20 protein-coding genes are annotated in these 20,696 nt (G+C 74.9%); 16 read left to right on the top strand and 4 right to left on the bottom strand.

What is annotated here, in order from left to right; translation table 11 throughout:
* On the top strand, positions 1–127 hold a 127-nt coding region (locus DQ241_RS20095), incomplete at its 5' end, for an integrase core domain-containing protein (protein ID WP_147252418.1).
* On the opposite strand, the gene DQ241_RS20090 is transcribed toward DQ241_RS20095, so the two are convergent.
* The gene (locus DQ241_RS20090) at positions 124–1,068 is read right to left on the bottom strand and encodes a diiron oxygenase (RefSeq protein ID WP_199584787.1); all 945 of its coding nucleotides are present in this window, start codon (positions 1,066–1,068) and stop codon (positions 124–126) included. The two genes, DQ241_RS20095 and DQ241_RS20090, sit on opposite strands and share 4 nt — an antisense overlap.
* A 62-nt stretch (positions 1,069–1,130) precedes the next feature.
* Between DQ241_RS20090 and DQ241_RS20085 the strand changes: the two genes are divergently transcribed.
* Together DQ241_RS20085 and DQ241_RS20080 are read left to right on the top strand one after the other, a co-directional pair.
* Entirely contained in the window at positions 1,131–1,808 is a 678-nt protein-coding gene (locus DQ241_RS20085; protein ID WP_113832020.1) for a TetR/AcrR family transcriptional regulator, read from the top strand.
* Positions 1,805–2,107, top strand: a complete 303-nt coding sequence (locus DQ241_RS20080; RefSeq protein WP_113832018.1) for a DUF4873 domain-containing protein — start codon at positions 1,805–1,807, stop codon at positions 2,105–2,107. Before DQ241_RS20085 ends, DQ241_RS20080 begins: the two co-directional genes overlap by 4 nt.
* Positions 2,108–2,113: 6 nt before the next feature.
* Here the strand turns inward: DQ241_RS20080 and DQ241_RS20075 are convergent, their stop codons facing one another.
* Positions 2,114–3,943, bottom strand: coding sequence for an EAL domain-containing protein (locus tag DQ241_RS20075; protein ID WP_113832016.1), 1,830 nt, complete (start codon positions 3,941–3,943; stop codon positions 2,114–2,116).
* 68 nt (positions 3,944–4,011) lie between these two features.
* Entirely contained in the window at positions 4,012–4,854 is an 843-nt protein-coding gene (locus DQ241_RS20070) for an EamA family transporter (RefSeq protein ID WP_113832026.1), read from the bottom strand.
* A 139-nt stretch (positions 4,855–4,993) separates the two neighbouring features.
* On the opposite strand from DQ241_RS20070, the gene pheS reads away from it, so the two are divergent.
* From pheS to DQ241_RS20055, 3 genes are read left to right on the top strand one after another with little or no spacing between them, the layout of a single operon-like run.
* Positions 4,994–6,061, top strand: coding sequence for a phenylalanine--tRNA ligase subunit alpha (gene pheS, locus DQ241_RS20065; RefSeq protein WP_113832014.1), 1,068 nt, complete (start codon positions 4,994–4,996; stop codon positions 6,059–6,061).
* Entirely contained in the window at positions 6,058–8,532 is a 2,475-nt protein-coding gene (pheT, locus tag DQ241_RS20060) for a phenylalanine--tRNA ligase subunit beta (protein ID WP_113832012.1), read from the top strand. Before pheS ends, pheT begins: the two co-directional genes overlap by 4 nt.
* Positions 8,525–9,322, top strand: coding sequence for an SDR family oxidoreductase (locus DQ241_RS20055; protein WP_113832010.1), 798 nt, complete (start codon positions 8,525–8,527; stop codon positions 9,320–9,322). The genes pheT and DQ241_RS20055 overlap by 8 nt, the downstream gene beginning before the upstream one ends.
* 40 nt (positions 9,323–9,362) lie before the next feature.
* On the opposite strand, the gene DQ241_RS20050 is transcribed toward DQ241_RS20055, so the two are convergent.
* Positions 9,363–9,698, bottom strand: coding sequence for an STAS domain-containing protein (locus tag DQ241_RS20050; RefSeq protein ID WP_113832008.1), 336 nt, complete (start codon positions 9,696–9,698; stop codon positions 9,363–9,365).
* Positions 9,699–9,841: 143 nt separating this feature from the next.
* Between DQ241_RS20050 and argC the strand changes: the two genes are divergently transcribed.
* From argC to tyrS, 10 genes are read left to right on the top strand one after another with little or no spacing between them, the layout of a single operon-like run.
* Positions 9,842–10,882 carry an N-acetyl-gamma-glutamyl-phosphate reductase gene (argC, locus tag DQ241_RS20045; RefSeq protein ID WP_233492595.1) on the top strand — a complete coding sequence of 347 codons (1,041 nt, stop codon included), beginning with the start codon at positions 9,842–9,844 and terminating at the stop codon, positions 10,880–10,882.
* 25 nt (positions 10,883–10,907) lie between these two features.
* Entirely contained in the window at positions 10,908–12,059 is a 1,152-nt protein-coding gene (gene argJ / locus DQ241_RS20040; protein ID WP_113832004.1) for a bifunctional glutamate N-acetyltransferase/amino-acid acetyltransferase ArgJ, read from the top strand.
* Positions 12,056–13,087 carry an acetylglutamate kinase gene (argB, locus tag DQ241_RS20035; RefSeq protein WP_199584785.1) on the top strand — a complete coding sequence of 344 codons (1,032 nt, stop codon included), beginning with the start codon at positions 12,056–12,058 and terminating at the stop codon, positions 13,085–13,087. Before argJ ends, argB begins: the two co-directional genes overlap by 4 nt.
* Positions 13,084–14,277 (top strand): acetylornithine transaminase, encoded by a 1,194-nt coding sequence (locus DQ241_RS20030; RefSeq protein ID WP_113832002.1) that lies wholly within the window; start codon positions 13,084–13,086, stop codon positions 14,275–14,277. Before argB ends, DQ241_RS20030 begins: the two co-directional genes overlap by 4 nt.
* Positions 14,274–15,215 carry an ornithine carbamoyltransferase gene (gene argF / locus DQ241_RS20025; RefSeq protein WP_113832000.1) on the top strand — a complete coding sequence of 314 codons (942 nt, stop codon included), beginning with the start codon at positions 14,274–14,276 and terminating at the stop codon, positions 15,213–15,215. The genes DQ241_RS20030 and argF overlap by 4 nt, the downstream gene beginning before the upstream one ends.
* Positions 15,212–15,748 carry an arginine repressor gene (locus DQ241_RS20020; protein ID WP_113831998.1) on the top strand — a complete coding sequence of 179 codons (537 nt, stop codon included), beginning with the start codon at positions 15,212–15,214 and terminating at the stop codon, positions 15,746–15,748. The genes argF and DQ241_RS20020 overlap by 4 nt, the downstream gene beginning before the upstream one ends.
* A complete protein-coding gene (locus tag DQ241_RS20015) occupies positions 15,742–16,947 on the top strand; it encodes an argininosuccinate synthase (protein ID WP_199584788.1) in 1,206 nt (401 codons plus the stop codon). Before DQ241_RS20020 ends, DQ241_RS20015 begins: the two co-directional genes overlap by 7 nt.
* 5 nt (positions 16,948–16,952) lie before the next feature.
* On the top strand, positions 16,953–18,380 hold the full coding sequence (argH, locus tag DQ241_RS20010; protein WP_113831994.1) for an argininosuccinate lyase: 1,428 nt from the start codon (positions 16,953–16,955) through the stop codon (positions 18,378–18,380).
* Positions 18,344–19,051 (top strand): DNA-3-methyladenine glycosylase, encoded by a 708-nt coding sequence (locus DQ241_RS20005; RefSeq protein ID WP_370444389.1) that lies wholly within the window; start codon positions 18,344–18,346, stop codon positions 19,049–19,051. The genes argH and DQ241_RS20005 overlap by 37 nt, the downstream gene beginning before the upstream one ends.
* The gene (gene tyrS, locus DQ241_RS20000; RefSeq protein ID WP_113831992.1) at positions 19,048–20,340 is read left to right on the top strand and encodes a tyrosine--tRNA ligase; all 1,293 of its coding nucleotides are present in this window, start codon (positions 19,048–19,050) and stop codon (positions 20,338–20,340) included. Before DQ241_RS20005 ends, tyrS begins: the two co-directional genes overlap by 4 nt.
* Positions 20,341–20,696 lie beyond the last annotated feature (356 nt).

Genomic DNA, 20,696 nt, shown 5'->3' with positions numbered 1-20,696 from the left:
CGAGTCAGCACGCCGCAAGGCCCTCCCGGCCTGGCTCCACGAGTACAACCATCACCGACCCCACACCGCGACCGGACGTCAGCCACCCATCACCCGCTTGACCAACCTGTCCGGTCAGTACAGCTAGAGGAGGCCGGCGCGCTTCCAGAGGCGCTCGGACGGGCCGCCGATGAGGCCGACCTCCCGCAGGAACGACACCAGCCCGGAGGACGCCTCGCGCAGCTTGGCGTTGTAGTGCTCGTTGGCGCGTGCCGCGGCGCGCGCCTCCTTGGGGTCCAGCCCGACCGAGGCGTACACCTGCGGCTGCACCAGGTTCTCGGCCACGATCGCGGCGCAGGCGGCGACCAGCGTCCGGTGCTTGCGCAGCTGCCACCGGGACAGCTCCGGCGTCCGGCGGGCCACCTCGTCGCGGGCGAAGCGCATGTGCCGCGCCTCCTCGACGACGTGGATCTGGCTGGTCGCGCGGGTCAGCGGCTGCACCCGCTCGTCCTTCATCAGGTCGCGCTGGAAGATGTCGAGGATCTCCTCGGCCACCAGGATCGCCGCGTAGGCCGCAGGTCCGTCGGCGCGGGCCGCGTAGGCCTTGCCCAGCTTCAGCAGCGCCGGCGGCGGGCCGTAGGACGGCGCCCCGAAGGTCTGCGCCGTGCGGGCGAACATGACCGAGTGGCGGCACTCGTCGGCGATCTCGGTGAGCGCCCACTGGACGTGCGGCTGGGCCGGGTCGTCGCCGTAGATGTCGCGGAGCACCAGCTGCATGAGCAGGTGCTCGAACCAGATGCCGATCCCGGAGATCGAGCAGTACTCGTGGATGGTGAGCCGCACCCGCTGCACGTGGTCGAGCGTCTCCCACAGGGGCGTGCCGTACAGGGTGGACCACTCGGGGGAGAGGCCGTAGAGGTCCTCCGGGATGGGCGCGGTCCAGTCGATGTCGACGACCGGGTCGTAGGACTTCTTCGCCGCCGAGCCGAGGAGCCGGGCGGACAGCGCCTGGCGATCGACGGGAGACTTGCCCCCGGGGCGCGTGGCGGCGGTGCGTGCAGCGGCGTCGGACGGCAGTGTGGCGGTCAAGGCGAGCTCCCCCTGGTCGTCGAGCAAGGCTGTGACGGAAGGTAGCTGTTACCGTGAAACACATGCAACAGGTGGTGGCGGGTCAGCAAGCACCGGCCACCCCTCCGCCGGCCGACGGACGCCGCTCCCGGTGGACCGAGCACCGCCGCGCGCGCCGCGAGGAGCTGGTCGCCGCTGCCGTCGAGGCCGTGCGCGCCACCGGCCCCGCGTTCAGCGTCGACGACGTCGCCCGCAGCGCCGGCGTCTCCAAGACCGTCATCTACCGGTACTTCAGCGACAAGGACGAGCTCGTCGACGCCGTCCTCGGCCGCATCTCCGAGGCGATCCTGCTGCCGCGGCTGCTCGGCGAGCTGGTCATCGACCGGGCCGACGACCGCGAGCGGCTCTCCGCCGTCATCGCCGCCTTCGTCTCCCTCGTCGAGGACGAGCCGGAGCTCTACCGCTTCGCCTACGCCCACGCCGGTCGGGCCGGCCGCCCCGACCTGGTGGCCGCCACCGAGCGCGAGATCGCCGAGGCGCTGGGCGCCATGATGGGCGAGCGGCTGACCGCGGCCGGCCGCCCCGCCGAGGCGGCGCTCACCTGGGCCTACGGCGTCGTCGGCATGGTGCAGCTGTCGGCCCACTGGTGGTCGGCCGCCCGCAGCGTCCCGGCCCCCGCCCTGGTCGAGCAGCTCACCGCGCTCGCGTACGGGGGGCTGGGCGCGCTGCTGCCACCCCTGCGCGGCCAGGAGCCGCGATGAGCGGGCACGAGGAGCCGGAGGGCTACGAGGGCGACGTGACCGTCGCCGTCGAGGGCGAGCCGGAGCGCACCGCGCACGCCGCGCTGGGTGCCCGCTTCGACCCGCTGGCCGGGCACGTCGTCTGGTCCGGGCGGGTGGCGCTCGACCTCGCCCCGCGCACCCGCGTGGTGCTCGGCACCCCGCACAGCAGCGCGCCGGCGGAGGCGACCGAGCGCGACCCGTGGGGCAACACGCGGGTCACCGGCATCGGCCGGCCGCCGTTCCCCGTCGAGCTGCTGGACGACGCCGCCGACGTCTGACCGGCGTCAGAGCGGCCGGGGCAGCCAGCCGGCCGTCGCCGCGCGCAGCAGGGCGGGGACGTCGTCGCCGTCCGCCGGGCACAGGGCCGTGCCGATCTGCGCGTCGAGCACCACCGGCTCACCGGCGACGACGAACGGCGACCGCACGGCCTCCAGCAGCGACGCCCGGATCCGGTCGGCCTCCTGGCCCGCGGCGTCGGGAGCCAGCGCGCCCAGGGCGACGGCGAACCGGCCCGGCCCGATCCGGCCGAGCACGTCGCCGCGGCGCAGCCGGGCGCGCAGCCGGCGGGCCGTCGTCCGCAGCAGGTCCTCGGCGGCCGGCGTCCCGAGCCGGTCGGCCACCGCGCCCAGCCCGTCGACGGTGACGACCAGCAGCGCCAGGGCGTCGGAGCCGGTGCGGGCGTCCCACACCGCGACGTCGAGGAGCTCCTCGGTGCGCCGGCGGCCGGGCAGCCCGGTCAGCGGATCGGTGGCGCCCAGGTCGTCGAGGACGGCCCGGTGCGCGGAGTCGGCGGAGCGCGGCGCGGGCACCGGCGGCAGCGGGCGGAGGAGGGCGACGGGCGCGGGAGGCACGGCGCCGGGGGAGCGGGGCGCGACGCGGGAGAGCAGCGCCTGGGCGGCGCGGACCACGGTCGCCCGCTCGTACGTGAGGGCGTACTCGAACTGCCGCTCGCGCTCCGGACCCGGAGAGCCGAGGTCGCGGGCCAGCAGGGCGGCGGCGAAGTGCGGCCCGAGGACGACGAGGTCCCACTCGCCGCGCACCGGGTCGTCGGCGGCCAGGTCGGCGCCGCGCACGCCGGGCACCGGCTCGGTGGGCACGCCCTCGCCGAGCGCGCAGACGAAGCCGGTCGCGCCGGCCAGCTCCCGGTACCGCACGACGGTCGCGGGGGTGAGGTGGCGGGCCTCCTGGAAGGTGGCACCGACGACGCAGGTCTCGCCCACCCGCACCGCCTCCCGCTCCAGCTGCTTGCTCAGCTCGATCAGCAGCGCCTTGGGGGCGTGCCGGAGCCGGGCGGAGGGCGGCAGGCAGCGGAACGGCGACCCGTCGAGGCCCTCCTCGGCGCAGCCCTGCGGCGGCAGCACCAGGCCGGCCACCTCGCGGCCCTCGACCGGCCCCGCCGCCGGGCGGCCGAACAGCCAGCCCTGGCCGAGCTCCGCGCCGAGCGCGCGGGCGGTGGCCAGGTGCGCCTCGGTCTCGATGCCCTCGGCGAGCACGAGCGCGCCGGTGCTCTCCGCGTAGGCGTTGACCGCGTTCATGATCTGCGCGATCTCCGGGCCGGGCCGCTCCTGGACCAGGCGCAGGTCGAGCTTGACCACGTCGGGGCGCAGCAGCGGCATGAACGACAGCGACATGGGATCGGCGCCGACGTCGTCGAGGGCCACGCCCCACCCGAAGCGGCGGACCCGCTCGACGGTGCGGAGCAGCTCCGCCGGCCGGGCGGCCAGCGCGCGCTCGGTCACCTCGAGCACGACCCGCAGGGCCCGCGGCGCGGACTCGGCGAGAGCGAGCAGGTCGGACAGGGGCGCGGAGTCCAGCACCTCGGGTTCGACGTTGACGAAGACGGTCAGCGGGTCGAGCAGCCCGTGCTCGACGGCGCCGCGGAAGGCGGCCTCGCGGCAGGCCTCGTCGAGCTCGGTGAGCAGGCCGGCGGCCCGCGCCGCGGCGAAGAGCTGGTCGGGCCGCTCGAGCGGCCCCTCGGGTCCGCGGGCCAGCGCCTCGTAGGCGACGACCCGGCCGGTGTCGAGCTCGACGATCGGCTGGAACACGCTGCGCACGCCGCCGTCCAGCGCGCGCGCCAGGGCAGCCGCGTCCGGCTGAGGAGGAGTCGGGACCACGTCCTGCCATCGGCCGGCCGCCCGCGCGGGCCAAGCCGGGGACGGCCGGCTCACCCCGAGGGGGGAGGTCAGCCGGGCAGCGTGATGAGGACGACGGCGCCGGCCGCGGTGGCCAGCCCGGCCGCCTGCGCGGGCACCAGCCGCTCCCGCAGGACCAGCTGGGCGAGGACCACCGTGCTCACCGGGTAGAGGGCCGTGAGGACGCCGACGACGGCGAGCGGGCCGTCGACCTGGGCGGCGAGGAGGAACAAACCGTTGGCGGCCATGTCGCCGATCCCGGAGAGCAGGACCAGCGGCAGTGCCACGCGCGGCACCCGCAGCGCCCTGCGGCCGGCGGAGGCGACGGTCAGCACCATGAGCACCGAGGCCACCCGGGCGGCGACCAGCGGCGTGAGCCCGGACTCGGATCCGGTCCGGTCGAGCAGCACGAAGAACAGGCCGAAGGCCACCCCCGCGACCAACGCCGGGCCGATGCTGGCCGGCCGCGCCGCGCGCAGCGCCCCGAGCCCGCCCTCCGCCGAGACCAGCACCACCGCGACGAGCGCGAGCACGATGCCGGCCGCCGCCCACGCGCCGATCCGGTCACCGCCGAGCAGGCCGACCAGCACCGGCACCGCGGCGGCGGTCACCGCCGTCACCGGGGCGACCACGCTCATCACACCCGTGGCCAGCGTCCGGAAGAAGAGCAGCAGCCCGGCCGCGCCGGCGAGCCCGGCGCCGGCACCCCAGGCCAGGTCGGCCGCCGTCGTGGGCCCCCCCAGCCACGGCAGCAGGAGCAGGAGGGCGGTCAGCCCGGCGACCTGGGAGACGGCGACGACGCCGAACACGGGCGCGCGCCGGCTGGACAGGCCGCCGAGGAAGTCCGAGGCCCCGTAGACGACGGCCGAGGCGAGCGCGAGGACGACGGCCACGACGCCGTTGTAGCACCGGGCTCCGACCTGGCCCGCCGGCACCGGCCGGAACGGCAGACCTCGTGCGAGGTCCGGCAGGAACGCGGCGCAGCCGAACCCAGGCGCGGTCCGGACCGCACGACGGGCAGAATGGCCTCCCGTGTCTGGCGCCAACGATCCCTACGACCCGAAACAGGTCGCCGCGCTCTCGCCCGAGGCCCTCGACGAGGCGGTGAGCTCCGCCCGCACGGCGTTCGCGGGCGCCGGGTCCCTCGAGGAGCTGGCCGCGGTGCGCCCGGCGCACCTCGGCGACCGGGGGCCGGTGCTGCTGGCCCGCCGCGAGCTCGGCGCGTTGCCCCCCGCAGCCCGGGCCGACGCCGGCAAGCGGGTCAACGCCGCCCGCGTGGCGGTGACCGAGGCCTACGAGATCCGGCTGGCCGAGCTCGAGGCCGAGCGGGACGCCCGGGTGCTGGCCGAGGAGCGGGTCGACGTCACGCTGCCCTGGGACCGCACCCCGCGCGGCGCCCGGCACCCGCTGACCACGCTCACCGACCGGATCGCCGACATCTTCGTGGGCATGGGCTACGAGGTAGCCGACGGGCCCGAGCTCGAGGCCGAGTGGCTGAACTTCGACGCGCTCAACATCGGCCGCGACCACCCGGCGCGCACGATGATGGACACCTTCTTCGTCGCGCCGGAGGACTCCGGCCTGGTGCTGCGCACGCACACCAGCCCCGTGCAGGCCCGGACCATGCTGTCGCGCACGCCGCCGATCTACGTCGTCGCGCCGGGCCGGGTGTACCGGACCGACGAGCTCGACGCGACGCACACCCCGGTCTTCCACCAGGTCGAGGGCCTGGCGATCGACCGCGGGCTGACGATGGCGCACCTGCGCGGCACGCTGGACCACCTCGCCCGGATCCTGTTCGGCGCCGACGCGGTCACCCGCTGGCGGCCGTCGTACTTCCCGTTCACCGAGCCGTCGGCGGAGTTCGACGTCTGGTTCCCCGAGCACCGCGACGGCCCCCGCTGGGTCGAGTGGGGCGGCTGCGGGATGGTCAACCCGCGGGTGCTCGTCGCCTGCGGCGTCGACCCGGAGGAGTACTCCGGCTTCGCCTTCGGCCTCGGCATCGAGCGGGCCCTGCAGTTCCGCTCCGGCGTCGGCGACATGCGCGACATCGTCGAGGGCGACGTCCGGTTCACCACGGCATTCGGAGTGGAGCAGTGAGAGTTCCCATCGGCTGGCTGGCCGAGTACGTCGACGTCCCCGCCGGGACGTCGGTCGAGGACCTCGACACCGCCTTCGTTCGCCTGGGCCTCGAGGTCGAGGAGATCCACCGGCCCGAGCAGGTCGCCGGCCCGCTCGTCGTCGGCAAGGTCCTGGAGATCGAGGAGCTGACCGGCTTCAAGAAGCCGATCCGGTTCTGCCAGGTCGACGTGGGCGAGGACGCCCCGAGGGGCATCGTCTGCGGCGCGCGGAGCTTCGCCGTCGGCGACACCGTCGTCGTCGCGCTGCCCGGGGCGGTGCTGCCCGGCGGCTTCGCGATCGCGAGCCGGAAGACCTACGACCGGATCTCCGACGGGATGATCTGCTCGGTCCGCGAGCTCGGCCTCGGCGAGGACCACGCCGGCATCCTGGTCCTGGGCGGCGAGGGCGAGGACGTCCCGCCGCCGGGGACGCCGGCCGGTCCGGTCACCGGCCTGGACGACGTCGTCATCGAGCTGGCGGTCACCCCCGACCGCGGGTACTGCCTGTCCATGCGCGGCATCGCCCGCGAGATGGGCACCGGGCTGGCCGCGCCGTGGCGCGACCCGGGCGCGGCCACCCCGCCGGCCTGGTCCGGCGAGCCGGCGTGGGACGTCTCCGTCGCCGACCCGGGGCGCTGCGACCGCTTCTCGATGATCGCGCTGGAGGGCCTCGACCCGACGGCACCCAGCCCGTGGTGGATGCGCCGGCGGCTGGCCCAGTCCGGGGTCCGCAGCATCTCGCTGGCCGTCGACGTCACCAACTACGTGATGCTCGAGCTCGGCCAGCCGATGCACGCCTTCGACCGGGGCAAGGTCAGCGGCCCGATCACCGTGCGGCTGGCCCGCGATGGCGAGCGGCTGGAGACCCTCGACGGCAGCACGCGGACCCTCGCCGCCGGCGACGACCTGCTGATCACCGACGAGACCGGCCCGATCGGCCTGGCCGCGGTCATGGGCGGCGCCTCCACCGAGATCGGCGACGGGACGACCTCGGTGCTGCTGGAGGCGGCGCACTGGGAGCCCACCGGGGTGGCCCGCACCGCGCGCCGGCACCGGCTGCCCAGCGAGGCGGCCAAGCGCTTCGAGCGCGGCGTCGACCCCGAGATGACCGTCGTCGCCCTGGCCCGCGCCGCGCAGCTGCTGGCCGAGCACGGTGGCGCCACGGTCGTCGGCGGGCTGGTCGACGTCGACACCCGCGCGCCCCGCCCGGTGATCCCGCTCGACGCGAGCCGCCCCGCGCGCGTGGCCGGCGTGGCCTACACGCCCGGCCAGGTCGTGGAGCTGCTCGGCGCGGTGGGCTGCACGGTCGACGGTGACGGCGCCGACCTGCAGGTGACGCCGCCGTCGTGGCGGCCCGACCTGACCGATCCGGCCGACCTGGTCGAGGAGGTCGTCCGGCTCGCCGGCTACGACGACATCCCGTCGGTGCTGCCGACCGCGCCGCCGGGGCGGGGGCTCACCGAGGTGCAGCGCCGCCGCCGCGCGATCGGCCGGGCGCTGGCCGAGACCGGCTACGTCGAGGCGCCGTCCTACCCGTTCGTCGGCACCCCGGCGCTGGACGCCCTCGGTCTGGCCGAGGACGACGAGCGCCGGAAGGCGGTGCTGGTGCGCAACCCGCTGTCCGAGGAGGAGCCGGCGCTGCGGACGACGCTGCTGCCCGGCCTGCTGGCCACGCTGGCCCGCAACCTCTCGCGGGGCCAGCGCGACCTGGCGCTGTTCGAGCACGGCGCCGTCTTCCCCGGTGGGGTGCGCAGCTCCGCGCCGCTGCCCGGCGTCGAGGGGCGTCCGGACGACGAGACGCTCGCCGCCCTGCTGGGCGCGGTGCCGGAGCAGCCGTGGCACGTGGCCGTGGCGCTGACCGGCAACCGCGAGCCGCGCGGCTGGTGGGGCGCGGGCCGCCCGGCCGGCTGGCAGGACGCCGTCGAGGCGGCGCGCCGGGTGGCCGCCGCGTCCGGCGTCGAGCTGACCGTGCGGGCGGGGGAGCGGGCGCCCTGGCACCCGGGCCGCTGCGCCGAGCTGCTCGTGGGGGAGTCCGTCGTCGGGTATGCCGGCGAGCTGCACCCGCGGGTGTGCGCGGCGCTGGAGCTGCCCGCCCGCACGTCGGTCATGGAGCTCGACGTCGACGCGCTGCCGGCGTCGTCGGTGCCGGTCGGCCCCAGCATCTCGGCGTTCCCGCCGGTGCACATCGACCTCGCGCTGGTGGTCGCCGACGACGTCCCGTCGTCCGCGGTGACCGCCGCGCTGCGGTCGGGTGCGGGGGAGCTGCTGGAGTCGCTGCGGCTGTTCGACGTCTACACCGGGTCCCCGGTGCCGGCGGGCTCCCGGTCGCTGGCGTACGCGCTCACGCTGCGCGCGCCGGACCGGACGCTCACCAGCGAGGAGGCGACGGCGGTGCGCGACGCAGCCGCGGCCGCCGCCGCCGAGGCGACCGGGGCCTCGGTCCGTGCCTAGCGGCGTCGCGCTGGTCACCGGGGCGTCGACCGGCATCGGCCGGCACCTCGTCGAGGGGCTGGCCCGCCGCGGCATGGCCGTGGCCGGGCTGGCCCGCGGCGAGGAGCGGCTGCGCACCGCCATGGTCGAGGTCGCCGAGGCGACCGGGGGTCGCACGCTCGCCGTCGCCGCGGACGTCACCGACCGCGCGTCGGTCGAGGACGCCGTCGGCCGGGTGCGCGAGGAGCTCGGGCCGGTCGACCTGCTGGTCAACAACGCCGGCCTGATCGACGAGCTCGAGGTCCCGCTCTGGGAGGCCGACCCCGACCAGTGGTGGGACGTCGTCACCAGCCACGTGAAGGGCGGCTTCCTGCTGGCGCGGACCGTCGTCCCGTGGATGGTGCTGCGCAACCGCGGCCGGGTCGTCAGCCTGGGCAGCGGGATGAGCGTGCGGGCACGGCCGGAGTACTCCGCCTACTCGGTGGCCAAGACCGGGCTCATGCGGATGACCGAGGCGCTGGCCGGCGCGCTGGAGGGCTCCGACGTGCGAGCCTTCGACGTCGCGCCCGGCGTGGTCGACACCCCGATGACCCGGTCCATGCACATGTGGCAGGGCTTCGAGGACTGGACGCCGCCGGAGCGCGTGGTCGAGCTGGTCGGCGCGATCGCCGCGGGTGAGCTGGACCAGTGGTCCGGCCGCTTGCTGCGCGCCGGCGCCGACGACCTCGACGCGCTGAAGGCGGTCATCCCCGAGGACGCCGCCCGTCAGCTGCGGCTGCGCCCCTACGGCGACACCGACCCGCTGGGCTGAACCCCCACGAGCTTTCGGTACCGAAAGCTCGTGGGGGTTGTCAGGCCACCGTCGCGAACAGCGGGGCTGCGCCGGTGAGGTCGACCAGCCGGCGGACGGAGCGCGACGGCCGGCGGAGCTCGGGGAGCCGGCCGGTCCGGCGGGTCGCCTCGGTGGCCCGGACGAGCAGTCGCAGGCCGCGGCAGTCGAGGAACGTGGTGCCGGAGACGTCGACGGCGACCGGCGCCCGGTCCAGCGACGTCCCGGCGGCGTCCCAGGCGGCGACGGCCGCGGTGTCGATCTCGCCGCGGAGCCGGAGCACGGGGCCGTCCTCGCCGTCCACCAGGTCGATCCCGCCGAGGGGGGCACCGTGCGCGGTCGAGATGCTGGTGGTCATGGTGGGCTCCTCCCCGTCCGGCGAGGTTCGCCCGACACCCGCCACTGTGCCTCCCCGTGCTGACAGAAGCACGCACGGTGACTGGAAGCACGCTGGGAAACCGGGTGTGAACGTTCATGCATGCCCGTGTATGGTCATGCATCGTGAACGCAGGGCAGACGTGGACGGTCGGGGTCACCGGCGCCACCGGGTACGCGGGGGGAGAGGTGTGCCGGCTGCTGGCCGGGCACCCGAACCTGACGCTGGCCGGGGTGCACGCCAACTCGAGCGCCGGCCGACGCCTGGGTGAGCTGCAGCCCCACCTGCTCCCGTTCGCCGATCTGGTCGTCCAGGGCAGCGATGCCGCGGACCTGGCCGGTTACGACGTCGTCGTCCTCGCCCTGCCGCACGGCGAGTCCGCGGCGATCGCCGCCCAGCTGCCCGAGGACACCCTCGTCATCGACTGCGGCGCCGACCACCGGCTGAACGACCCCGCGGCGTGGGCGCGCTGGTACGGCGGTGACCACCCCGGCACCTGGCCCTACGGCCTGCCCGAGCTCCCCGGTCAGCGGGAGGAGCTGAGCAAGGCCCGGCGGATCGCCGTCCCCGGCTGCTACCCGACCTCGGTCACGCTCGCGATGGCCCCGGCGCTGGCCGCCGGCCTGGTCGAGCCCGAGGTGGTGGTCGTCGCCGCCAGCGGCACGAGCGGCGCCGGCAAGTCCGCCAAGCCGCACCTGCTGGGCAGCGAGGTCATGGGCTCGGTCAGCGCCTACGGCGTCGGCGGGGTGCACCGGCACACGCCGGAGATGATCCAGGGGCTGTCCCAGGCGGCCGGCGCCGACGTGACCGTCAGCTTCACGCCGACGCTGGTCCCGATGAGCCGGGGCATCCTCGCCACCTGCTCCGCGAAGCTGCAGCCGGGGGTGACCGCCGAGGCTGCCCGCGCCGCCTACGAGCGGGCCTACGGCGACGAGCCGTTCGTGCACCTGCTGCCCGAGGGCCAGTGGCCGACCACCGCCCAGGTGCTCGGCGCCAACACCGTCGCGCTCCAGGTCGCCGTCGACCCCGACGCCGGCCGGCTGGTCGTGGTCGCCGCCGTCGACAACCTGACCAAGGGCACCGGGGGAGCGGCGATCCAGTGCGCCAACCTCGCCCTGGGCCTGCCCGAGACCACCGGCCTCCCCCTGGTTGGAGTAGCTCCGTGACCACCCTCGCGCCAGAGGACGCCCAGTGACCGTCACCGCCCCGCAGGGGTTCTCCGCCGCCGGCGTCGCCGCCGGCCTCAAGAGCAGCGGCGACCCCGACGTCGCCGTCGTGCTCAACACCGGACCGGACGACGTCGCCGCCGCCGTCTTCACCACCAACCGCTTCCCGGCCGCCCCGGTGCTCTGGAGCCGCCAGGTCCTGGCCGGCCAGCGGTGCCGGGCCGTCGTCCTCAACTCGGGGGGGGCCAACGCCTGCACCGGCCCGGAGGGCTTCCAGGACACCCACGCCACCGCCGAGCACGCCGCCGCCGAGCTCGGCCTCGGTGCCATCGACGTCGCCGTCGCCAGCACCGGGCTGATCGGCATGCGGCTGCCCATGGACAAGCTGACGGCCGGTGTCTCCGCCGCGGCGACGGCGCTGTCCGAGGACGGCGGCCCGGACGCCGCGCGGGCGATCATGACCACCGACACCGTGCCCAAGACGACCGCCCAGCAGCGGGACGGGTTCACCGTCGGCGGCATGGCCAAGGGCGCCGGCATGCTCGCGCCGAGCCTGGCCACGATGCTCGTCGTCCTCACCACCGACGCCGCCGCCGACCCCGACGTCCTGCAGCGGGCGCTGAAGACCGCGACCAGCCTCAGCTTCGAGCGGGTCGACTCCGACGGCTGCCTCTCGACGAACGACACCGTGATCGTCATGGCCAACGGCGCGGGCGGGCTCACGCCGAGCGAGGAGCAGCTCACCGAGGCGCTCACCGCGGCGTGCACCGACCTCGCGATGCAGCTGCTGGCCGATGCCGAGGGCTCGACCAAGGACATCGCGATCACCGTCCGCAACGCGGCCACCGTCGAGGACGCGCTGACCGCCGGCCGGGCCTGCGCCCGCAACAACCTGCTCAAGACGGCGCTGTTCGGCAACGACCCCAACTGGGGCCGGGTGCTCGCCGCCATCGGCACCACCGACGCCGCCTTCGAGGCCGACCAGGTCGACGTCACCATCAACGGCGTCACCGTCTGCCGCGGCGGTTCCATCGGCGACCCCCGCGAGGGCGTCGACCTCACCGGCCGGGGCATCACCATCGACGTCGACCTGAAGGCCGGCGCCGAGGAGGCCACCATCTGGACCAACGACCTGTCCATCGCCTACGTGCACGAGAACTCGGCGTACTCCACATGAGCTCCGACCCCGAACCGCACGTCACCACGGTCCACGACGACAACGCGCAGGACCCGACCCCGCCGGACGTCGCGATCGACCTCGTCACACCGCCGCGGCGGATCGGCACCCAGCGGGTGATGCGGCGCACCGACCCCGAGGGCGACGCCCGGAAGGTCGCCGTCCTCACCGGCGCGCTGCCGTGGCTGCGCGAGTTCCACGGCAACGTCGTGGTGATCAAGTACGGCGGCCACGCGATGGTCGACGACGAGTGCCGCCGCGCCTTCGCCGAGGACATGGTCTTCCTGCGGACCTGCGGCATCCTGCCCGTCGTCGTGCACGGCGGCGGTCCGCAGATCACCGAGATGCTCACCCGGCTCGGGATCGGCAGCGAGTTCCGCGGCGGCCTGCGGGTCACCACCCCGGAGACGATCGACGTCGTCCGCATGGTGCTCACCGGCCAGGTGGGCCCCGACATCGTCGGCCTGATCAACCAGCACGGCCCCCTGGCCGTGCACCTGTCCGGCGAGGACGGCGGGCTGCTCACCGCCCGCCGGACGGCGGCGGTCATCGACGGGGAGCCGGTCGACGTCGGCCTGGTCGGCGACGTGGTCGCCGTCGACACCACGCCGGTGACCGCGCTGATCGAGGCCGGGCAGATCCCGGTCGTGGCCAGCGTCGCCCCCGACGCCGACGGCGTGGTGCACAACGTCAACGCCGACACCGCGGCGGCCGCGCTGGCCGCGGCGCTGGGCGCGGTGAAGCTCGTCGTCCTCACCGACGTCGAGGGCCTCTACGCCGACTGGCCCGACCGCGGCTCGCTGGTGCAGCAGATCGACGCCCGCGAGCTCGCCGAGATCCTCCCGGAGCTGGACGCGGGGATGGTCCCGAAGATGGCCGCCTGCCTGCGGGCGGTGGAGAGCGGGGTGAAGCGGGCCACCGTCGTCGACGGGCGGACGCCGCACGCCCTGCTGCTGGAGATGTTCACGACCGAGGGCACCGGGACGATGGTCGTCCCTGCCGGGACTGCGAAGGAGGGGTCAGCATGACGACGCACACGGAGGAGCTGGCCCGCCGCTGGTCCGCGGTGATGATGGGCAACTACAAGACCCCGCCGGTCGCCCTGGACCACGGCGCGGGCGCGCAGGTCTGGGACGTCGACGGCCGCGAGTACACCGACCTGCTCGGCGGCATCGCGACGACGATCCTCGGCCACGCGCACCCCCGGGTCGTCGAGGCGATCTCCACCCAGGCGGCGAAGCTCGGCCACGTCTCCAACCTGGCGATGCACGAGCCCGGTGTGCTGCTGGCCGAGCGGCTGCTCGAGCTGGCCGGCCGGCCGGGCCGGGTCTTCTTCTGCAACTCCGGCGCCGAGGCCAACGAGGCGGCGTTCAAGGTCAGCCGGCTCACCGGCCGCCCGCAGGTGATCACCGCCGAGGGGGCGTTCCACGGCCGGACCATGGGCGCGCTCGCGCTCACCGGCCAGCCGTCCAAGGCGGCGGCGTTCGCGCCGCTGCCCGGCGGGGTGTCCTACGTGCCCTACGGCGACGCCTCCGCCCTGACCGCGGCCGTGGGCGAGCAGACGGCGATGGTGCTGCTCGAGCCGATGCTCGGCGAGGGTGGCGTGCTGCCCGCGCCGTCCGGCTACCTGGCCGCCGCCGCCGCCGCCGCGAAGGACGCCGGCGCGCTGTTCGCCGTCGACGAGGTGCAGACCGGCACCGGCCGCACCGGGCACTGGTTCGCCTCCCAGGCCGACGGGCTGCAGCCCGACGTGATCACCCTGGCCAAGGCGCTGGGCGGTGGGCTGCCGATCGGCGCGATGCTCGCCTTCGGCGACGCGGCCGACCTGCTGACCGCCGGCTCGCACGGCTCCACCTTCGGCGGCAACCCGATCGCCGCCGCCGCTGCCCTGGCCGTGCTCGACACCATCCGCGACGAGGGCCTGCTGGAGCGGGCCAAGGAGCTCGAGCACCGGTTCACCGCCGGCATCGAGGGGCTGGGCCACACCGGCGTCAGCGCCGTCCGGGGGAGGGGCGCGCTGCTCGGCGTCGTCCTCACCGCCGACGTCGCCCCGGCGCTGGAGACCGAGCTGCGCACCGCCGGCTTCCTCACCAACGCGGTCGCGCCGGGCGTGCTCCGGCTCGCCCCGCCGCTCGTGCTCACCGACGCCCAGGTCGACGCCTTCGTCGCCGCCCTGCCCGCGGCTCTCGACACCGCTCTCCAGGAGGCCGGCCAGTGACCCGCCACTTCCTCCGGGACGACGACCTCACCCCGGCCGAGCAGGCCGAGGTGCTGGCCCTGGCCGCCGAGCTCAAGCGGACCCGGCACACCGAGCAGGCGCCCACCCCGCTGCGCGCGGCCAACGGCGTGCCGAAGGCGGTCGCCGTCCTCTTCGACAAGCCCTCGACCCGCACCCGGGTGTCCTTCTCCATCGGCGTCGCCGAGCTCGGCGGCTACCCGCTGGTCATCGACGCCGGCAGCAGCCAGCTGGGCCGCGGCGAGCCGATCGAGGACACCACCCGCGTGCTCGACCGGCAGACGGCCGCGATCGTGTGGCGCACCGCCGGCCAGGAGCGCATCGACGCCATGGCGGCGGTCAGCCGGGTGCCGGTGGTCAACGCGCTCACCGACGAGTTCCACCCCTGCCAGATCCTGGCCGACCTGCAGACGGTCATCGAGCGCAAGGGCTCGCTGGCCGGCCGGTCGATGACCTACCTCGGCGACGGCGCCAACAACATGGCGCACTCCTACCTGCTCGGCGGCGCGACCGCCGGCATGCACGTGCGGATCGGCTCGCCCGAGGCGTTCCAGCCCGACCCGGACGTGCTGAAGAAGGCCGCGGAGATCGCCGCCGAGACCGGTGGCTCGGTCGCCTGGACCGCCGACGCGGCGGCCGCCGCCGACGGCGCGGACGTCCTGGTGACCGACACCTGGGTCTCCATGGGGCAGGAGGCCGAGTACGAGGCACGCGTCGCGCCGTTCCTGCCGTACTCGGTCGACGACGCCGCGCTGGCCCGCGCCGCCGACGACGCCGTCGTCCTGCACTGCCTGCCCGCCTACCGCGGCAAGGAGATCGCCGCGTCGGTCATCGACGGCCCGCAGAGCGCGGTCTGGGACGAGGCCGAGAACCGGCTGCACGCGCAGAAGGCGCTGCTGATGTGGCTGCTCGACCGATGACGCAGGCGCTCACCCGCAGCGCCCGCCAGGCGCGCATCCGCGAGCTGATCGAGGCCCAGCCGGTGACCTCGCAGACCCAGCTGGCCACGCTCCTGGCCGGGTCCGGCATCGAGGTCACCCAGGCCACGCTCTCGCGCGACCTGGAGGAGCTCGGCGCGGTCAAGCTCCGCGGTTCGGACGGCGCCCCGGCGTCCTACGTCGTGCCTCCGGAGAACGCCCCGCTGCGCCCGGCGCAGGCCGCGCCGGCCCGGCTGACCCGGCTGCTGGCCGACCTGCTCACCAGCGCCGAGGGCAGCGCCAACCTCGCCGTCCTGCGCACGCCTCCCGGCGCCGCGCAGTTCCTCGCCTCCGCCCTGGACAAGGTCGGCCTCCCCGACGTCCTGGGCACCATCGCGGGCGACGACACTCTGCTCGTCGTCTCCCGCGCTCCGGACGGCGGCCCCGCGCTGGCCGACCGTCTCCGCGCGCTCGCCGAGCGCACCCCCGCCGTGTACCCCGAACTGCAGTCCGACCTGGAAGAGAGCTCATCGTGACCGAACGCGTCGTCCTCGCCTACTCCGGAGGCCTGGACACCTCCGTCGCCATCGGCTGGATCGCCGAGGAGACCGGGGCCGAGGTGATCGCCGTGGCCGGCGACGTCGGCCAGGGCGGCGAGGACATGGAGGTCATCCGCCAGCGCGCGCTCGACTGCGGGGCCGTGGAGTCGATCGTCGCCGACATGCGGGACGAGTACGCCGACGAGTTCTGCCTGCCGGCGCTGCAGGCCAACGCGCTCTACATGGACGAGTACCCGCTGGTCTCCGCGCTGTCCCGGCCGCTGATCGTCAAGCACCTCGTGGCCGCCGCGAAGTACCACGGCGCCTCGATGGTCGCCCACGGCTGCACCGGCAAGGGCAACGACCAGGTGCGCTTCGAGGTCGGCATCGGCGCGCTGGGCCCGGACCTCCAGGTGCTGGCCCCCGTGCGCGACTCGGGCATGACCCGGGACAAGGCCATCGCCTTCGCCGAGGAGCGCGGGCTGCCGATCGCCACCACCAAGAAGTCGCCGTACTCGATCGACCAGAACGTGTGGGGCCGCGCGGTGGAGACCGGCTTCCTCGAGGACATCTGGAACGGCCCGATCGAGGACGTCTACGAGTACACCCAGGACCCCTCGGTCGCCCGTGAGCCCGACGAGGTGACGATCAGCTTCACCGCCGGCGTCCCCACCGCGATCGACGGCAAGCCGGTGACCGTGCTGGAGGCCATCGAGCAGCTCAACGCCCGCGCCGGCGCGCAGGGCGTCGGCCGGCTGGACATGGTCGAGGACCGGCTGGTGGGCATCAAGAGCCGCGAGGTCTACGAGGCCCCCGGCGCCATCGCCCTGATCACCGCGCACCGCGAGCTGGAGGCGGTCACCGTGGAGCGCGACCTCGCCCGGTTCAAGCGGACGGTCAGCCAGCGCTGGACCGAGCTGGTCTACGACGGCCTGTGGTTCTCCCCGCTCAAGCGGTCGCTGGACGCCTTCATCGCCGAGTCGCAGCAGCACGTCACCGGCGACATCCGGATGACTCTGCACGGCGGCCGCGCGGTCGTCACCGGACGCCGCAGCGACGCCTCGCTCTACGACTTCAACCTGGCCACCTACGACACCGGCGACACCTTCGACCAGGGCCTGGCCAAGGGCTTCGTCCAGCTGTGGGGCATGCCGTCCAAGCTGGCCGCCGCCCGCGACCAGCGGCTCGGCTCGTGAGCGGGATGCCGAACCAGACCCGGCTCTGGGGCGGCCGCTTCGGCGGCGGCCCCTCGCCGGCGATGGCGGCCCTGTCCAAGGGCACCGACGTCGACTGGAAGCTGGCGCTGTTCGACCTGGCCGGCTCCCGGGCCCACGCGCGGGTGCTGCACCGGGCCGGGCTGCTGGCCGAGGACGAGCTCGAGCAGATGCTCGGTGCGCTGCGCATCCTCTCCGAGGAGGTCGCCGCGGGCACGTTCACGGCGATCGAGTCCGACGAGGACGTGCACGAGGCGCTGGAGCGCGGTCTCACCGAGAAGCTCGGCGCGCTCGGCGGGAAGCTGCGCGCCGGTCGCAGCCGTAACGACCAGATCGCCACCGACCTGCGGCTGTACCTGCGCCACCACGCGCGGGCGCTGGTCGGGGAGCTGTCCTCGCTGGAGTTCGCGCTGCTCGGGCTGGCCGAGCGGTACCAGGACGTCGCCGCGCCCGGCATGACCCACCTGCAGCACGCCCAGCCGGTGCTCATCGCCCACCAGCTGCTCGCCCACGCGCACTCCATCGCCCGCGACGTCGACCGGCTGCGGGACTGGGACCGGCGCACCGCCGTCAGCCCCTACGGCTCCGGCGCCCTGGCCGGCTCGTCGCTGCCGCTGGACCCCGACGCCGTCGCCGCCGAGCTGGGCTTCGACCGCGCCTCGGACAACTCCATCGACGGCGTGAGCGACCGCGACTTCGCCGCCGAGTTCTGCTTCGCGGCGGCGCTGATCGGGGTGCACCTCTCCCGGCTGGGGGAGGAGGTCGTGCTCTGGACGTCGACGGAGTTCGGCTGGGCCCGTCTGGACGACGCCTGGGCGACCGGGTCGTCGATCATGCCGCAGAAGAAGAACCCCGACATCGCCGAGCTCGCCCGCGGCAAGTCCGGCCGGCTGGTCGGCAACGTCACGGGCATCCTCACGATGCTCAAGGGCCTGCCGCTGGCCTACGACCGCGACCTGCAGGAGGACAAGGAGTTCGTCTTCGACTCCATGGAGCAGCTGCTCCTGGTCCTGCCGGCGGTCACCGGGATGATCGCCACCCTGACGCTGCGGCCCGAGGTGCTGGAGGCCGCGGCGCCCCAGGGCTTCGCGCTGGCCACCGACGTCGCCGAGTGGCTCGTCCGCCAGGGCGTGCCGTTCCGGTCGGCGCACGAGATCTCCGGCGCGATGGTCGCCTTCTGCGAGGAGGCCGGCGTGGAGCTCGACCAGCTCGACGACGACCAGCTCGCCGGCATCGACGAGCGGCTCACCCCCGACGTCCGGTCGGTGCTGTCGGTGCGCGGTGCGCTGGCCGCCCGCAAGGCCCGCGGTGGGACGGCGCCCGAGCGGGTGGCCGACCAGCTGGCCTCGCTCAAGGACCTGGCCGCCGAGCACGGGCGCTGGGCGTCGGCGTCCCCGGTGGCGGCGGCCCTCTGAGCGCGCCGCACGACCCGTCCCGGCCGTCCGAGCCCGGTCCCCTCGTCCGCGGGGAGGACCTGCTCGGGCGGCCGGACGCCGTCGCACCGTCGCTGCTCGGCTGCTGGCTGGTCACCGACCGGCCGGAGGGGTCGGTGGCGCTCCGGCTGACCGAGGTCGAGGCGTACTCCGGCTCGGGGGAGGACCCCTCGGCCCACTCGCACCGGGGCCCCACGCCTCGTGCGGCGATCATGTTCGGCCCACCCGGGCGGCTCTACGTCTACTTCTCCTACGGCGTGCACTGGTGCGCCAACGTCGTCGTCGGGCCGGAGGGCGAGGGCTCGGCGGTGCTGCTGCGCGCCGGCGAGGTGGTGCTCGGCTCCGACCTCGCCCGGTCGCGACGTCCGTCCGCGCGCACCCCGCGGGACCTGGCGGGGGGACCGGCCCGCCTCACCCAGGCCCTGGCCATCGGCCGGGAGGACCTCGGCACCGACCTGCTGGACCCGGCGTCCCCCGTGCGGCTGCACCGCGGAACGGCACCGGCCGCGGTGTCGGCCGGACCGCGGGTCGGGATCAGCGTGGCCACCGAGCTGCCCTGGCGGTTCTGGGAGACCGGCGCGCCCTCGGTCAGCGTGTTCCGGGCGGGTGGGAAGCAGCGCCGCAGGCCCGGCGGGCAGGATGGATCCCCGTGACCACGCTTTCCGACGCCGGAGTGATCGACGACCTGCACCGCCGTGGGCTGATCGCCCAGAGCACCGACGAGGAGGCGCTGCGCGCCCACCTCGCCGAAGGGCCGATCGCCTTCTACTGCGGGGTGGACCCGACGGCGCCGAGCCTGCACGTCGGTCACCTGGTGCAGTACATGGTCATGCGCGCCCTGCAGCGCGCCGGGCACCAGCCGGTCGTCCTCGTGGGCGGCGCCACCGGTCTGATCGGTGACCCCCGGCCCACCGCCGAGCGGCAGCTCAACGACCCCGAGGTCGTGGCCGGCTGGGTGGCGAGCATCCGCCGGCAGGTGGCCCCGCTCCTCGAGCTGCCCGCCGAGGCCGACGGCCTCAAGGGGCCGATCTACGTGGACAACCTCGACTGGACCGGGCCGCTGTCGGCGATCGACTTCCTGCGCGACATCGGCAAGCACTTCCGCGTCAGCCAGATGCTGGCCAAGGAGGCGGTGTCGGCCCGGCTGAACTCCGAGGCCGGCATCAGCTACACCGAGTTCAGCTACCAGATCCTGCAGGCCAACGACTACCGCGAGCTGCACCGCCGGCACGGCGTCACGCTGCAGACCGGTGGCTCCGACCAGTGGGGCAACCTCACCGCCGGGATCGACCTGGTGCGCCGGACGTCGGGTGCCCGGGTGCACGCGCTCTCCACGCCGCTGGTCACCAAGTCCGACGGCACGAAGTTCGGCAAGACCGAGGGCGGCGCCGTGTGGCTGGACCCGTCGCTCACCTCGCCGTACGCGTTCTTCCAGTTCTGGCTCAACGCCGACGACGCCGACGCCCGCTCCTGGCTGCCGCTGTACTCCGAGCGCCCGGCCGAGGAGGTGGAGGCGCTCATCGCGGAGAGCATCGAGCGCCCGGCGGCCCGGACCGCCCAGCGCGCGCTGGCCGAGGAGCTGACCCGGCTCGTGCACGGCGAGGAGCAGCTGCGCCAGGCGGAGGCGGCGGGGCGCGCCCTCTTCGGCCGCGACGACCTGGCCGCGCTGGACGCCGCCACTCTCGGCGCGGCGCTGCAGGAGGCCGGCAGCGTCACGGTGGGGGAGGAGGTGCCGACCGTCGCCCAGCTGCTGCAGCAGACGGGCCTCGTGGGCAGCCTCTCCGAGGCCCGCCGCACGGTGAAGGAGGGCGGCGCCTACCTGAACAACGAGAGGGTGACCGACGGCGAGGTCGTCCCGGGCGACGGGGCGTGGCTGCCGGGCGGCTGGCTCGTGCTGCGGCGTGGCAAGCGGGCGGTCGCCGGGGTGCGTCGGGGCGCCTGACCAGCGCGTCCGCGCCACGGTGAACGACCGGTGTGCAGGGTGTGGCGGTGCGGTGGCGGGCGTCACCACCGGCCGGTTTGACACCGCCCGCGGAGCCACGTAACTTTCTCTCTGCGCCGCGCGAGACCCCGTCCGGGGCCAGCGCGCCGGACCTCCCCGAGAGGGCCGACACGTTGTGCGGCGCCACAAGAGATCGCTTCCGACGAAGCCCGCGAGGGTGGAGTTGGTACGCGTCCGCTCTTTGAGAACTCAACAGCGTGCCGAAAGTCAGTGCCAAGTAATACCCCGTGCCGGATCTTTCGAGGTTCGGCTGGGATTCCTTTGGTTGATTGATATCGCGAGTGTCAGCTCGCGGT

The sequence above is a fragment of the Blastococcus sp. TF02A-30 genome, from assembly GCF_003319185.1.
Taxonomy (GTDB): Bacteria; Actinomycetota; Actinomycetes; order Mycobacteriales; family Geodermatophilaceae; genus Blastococcus.
This window is presented reverse-complemented; position numbering and strand designations above follow the sequence as displayed.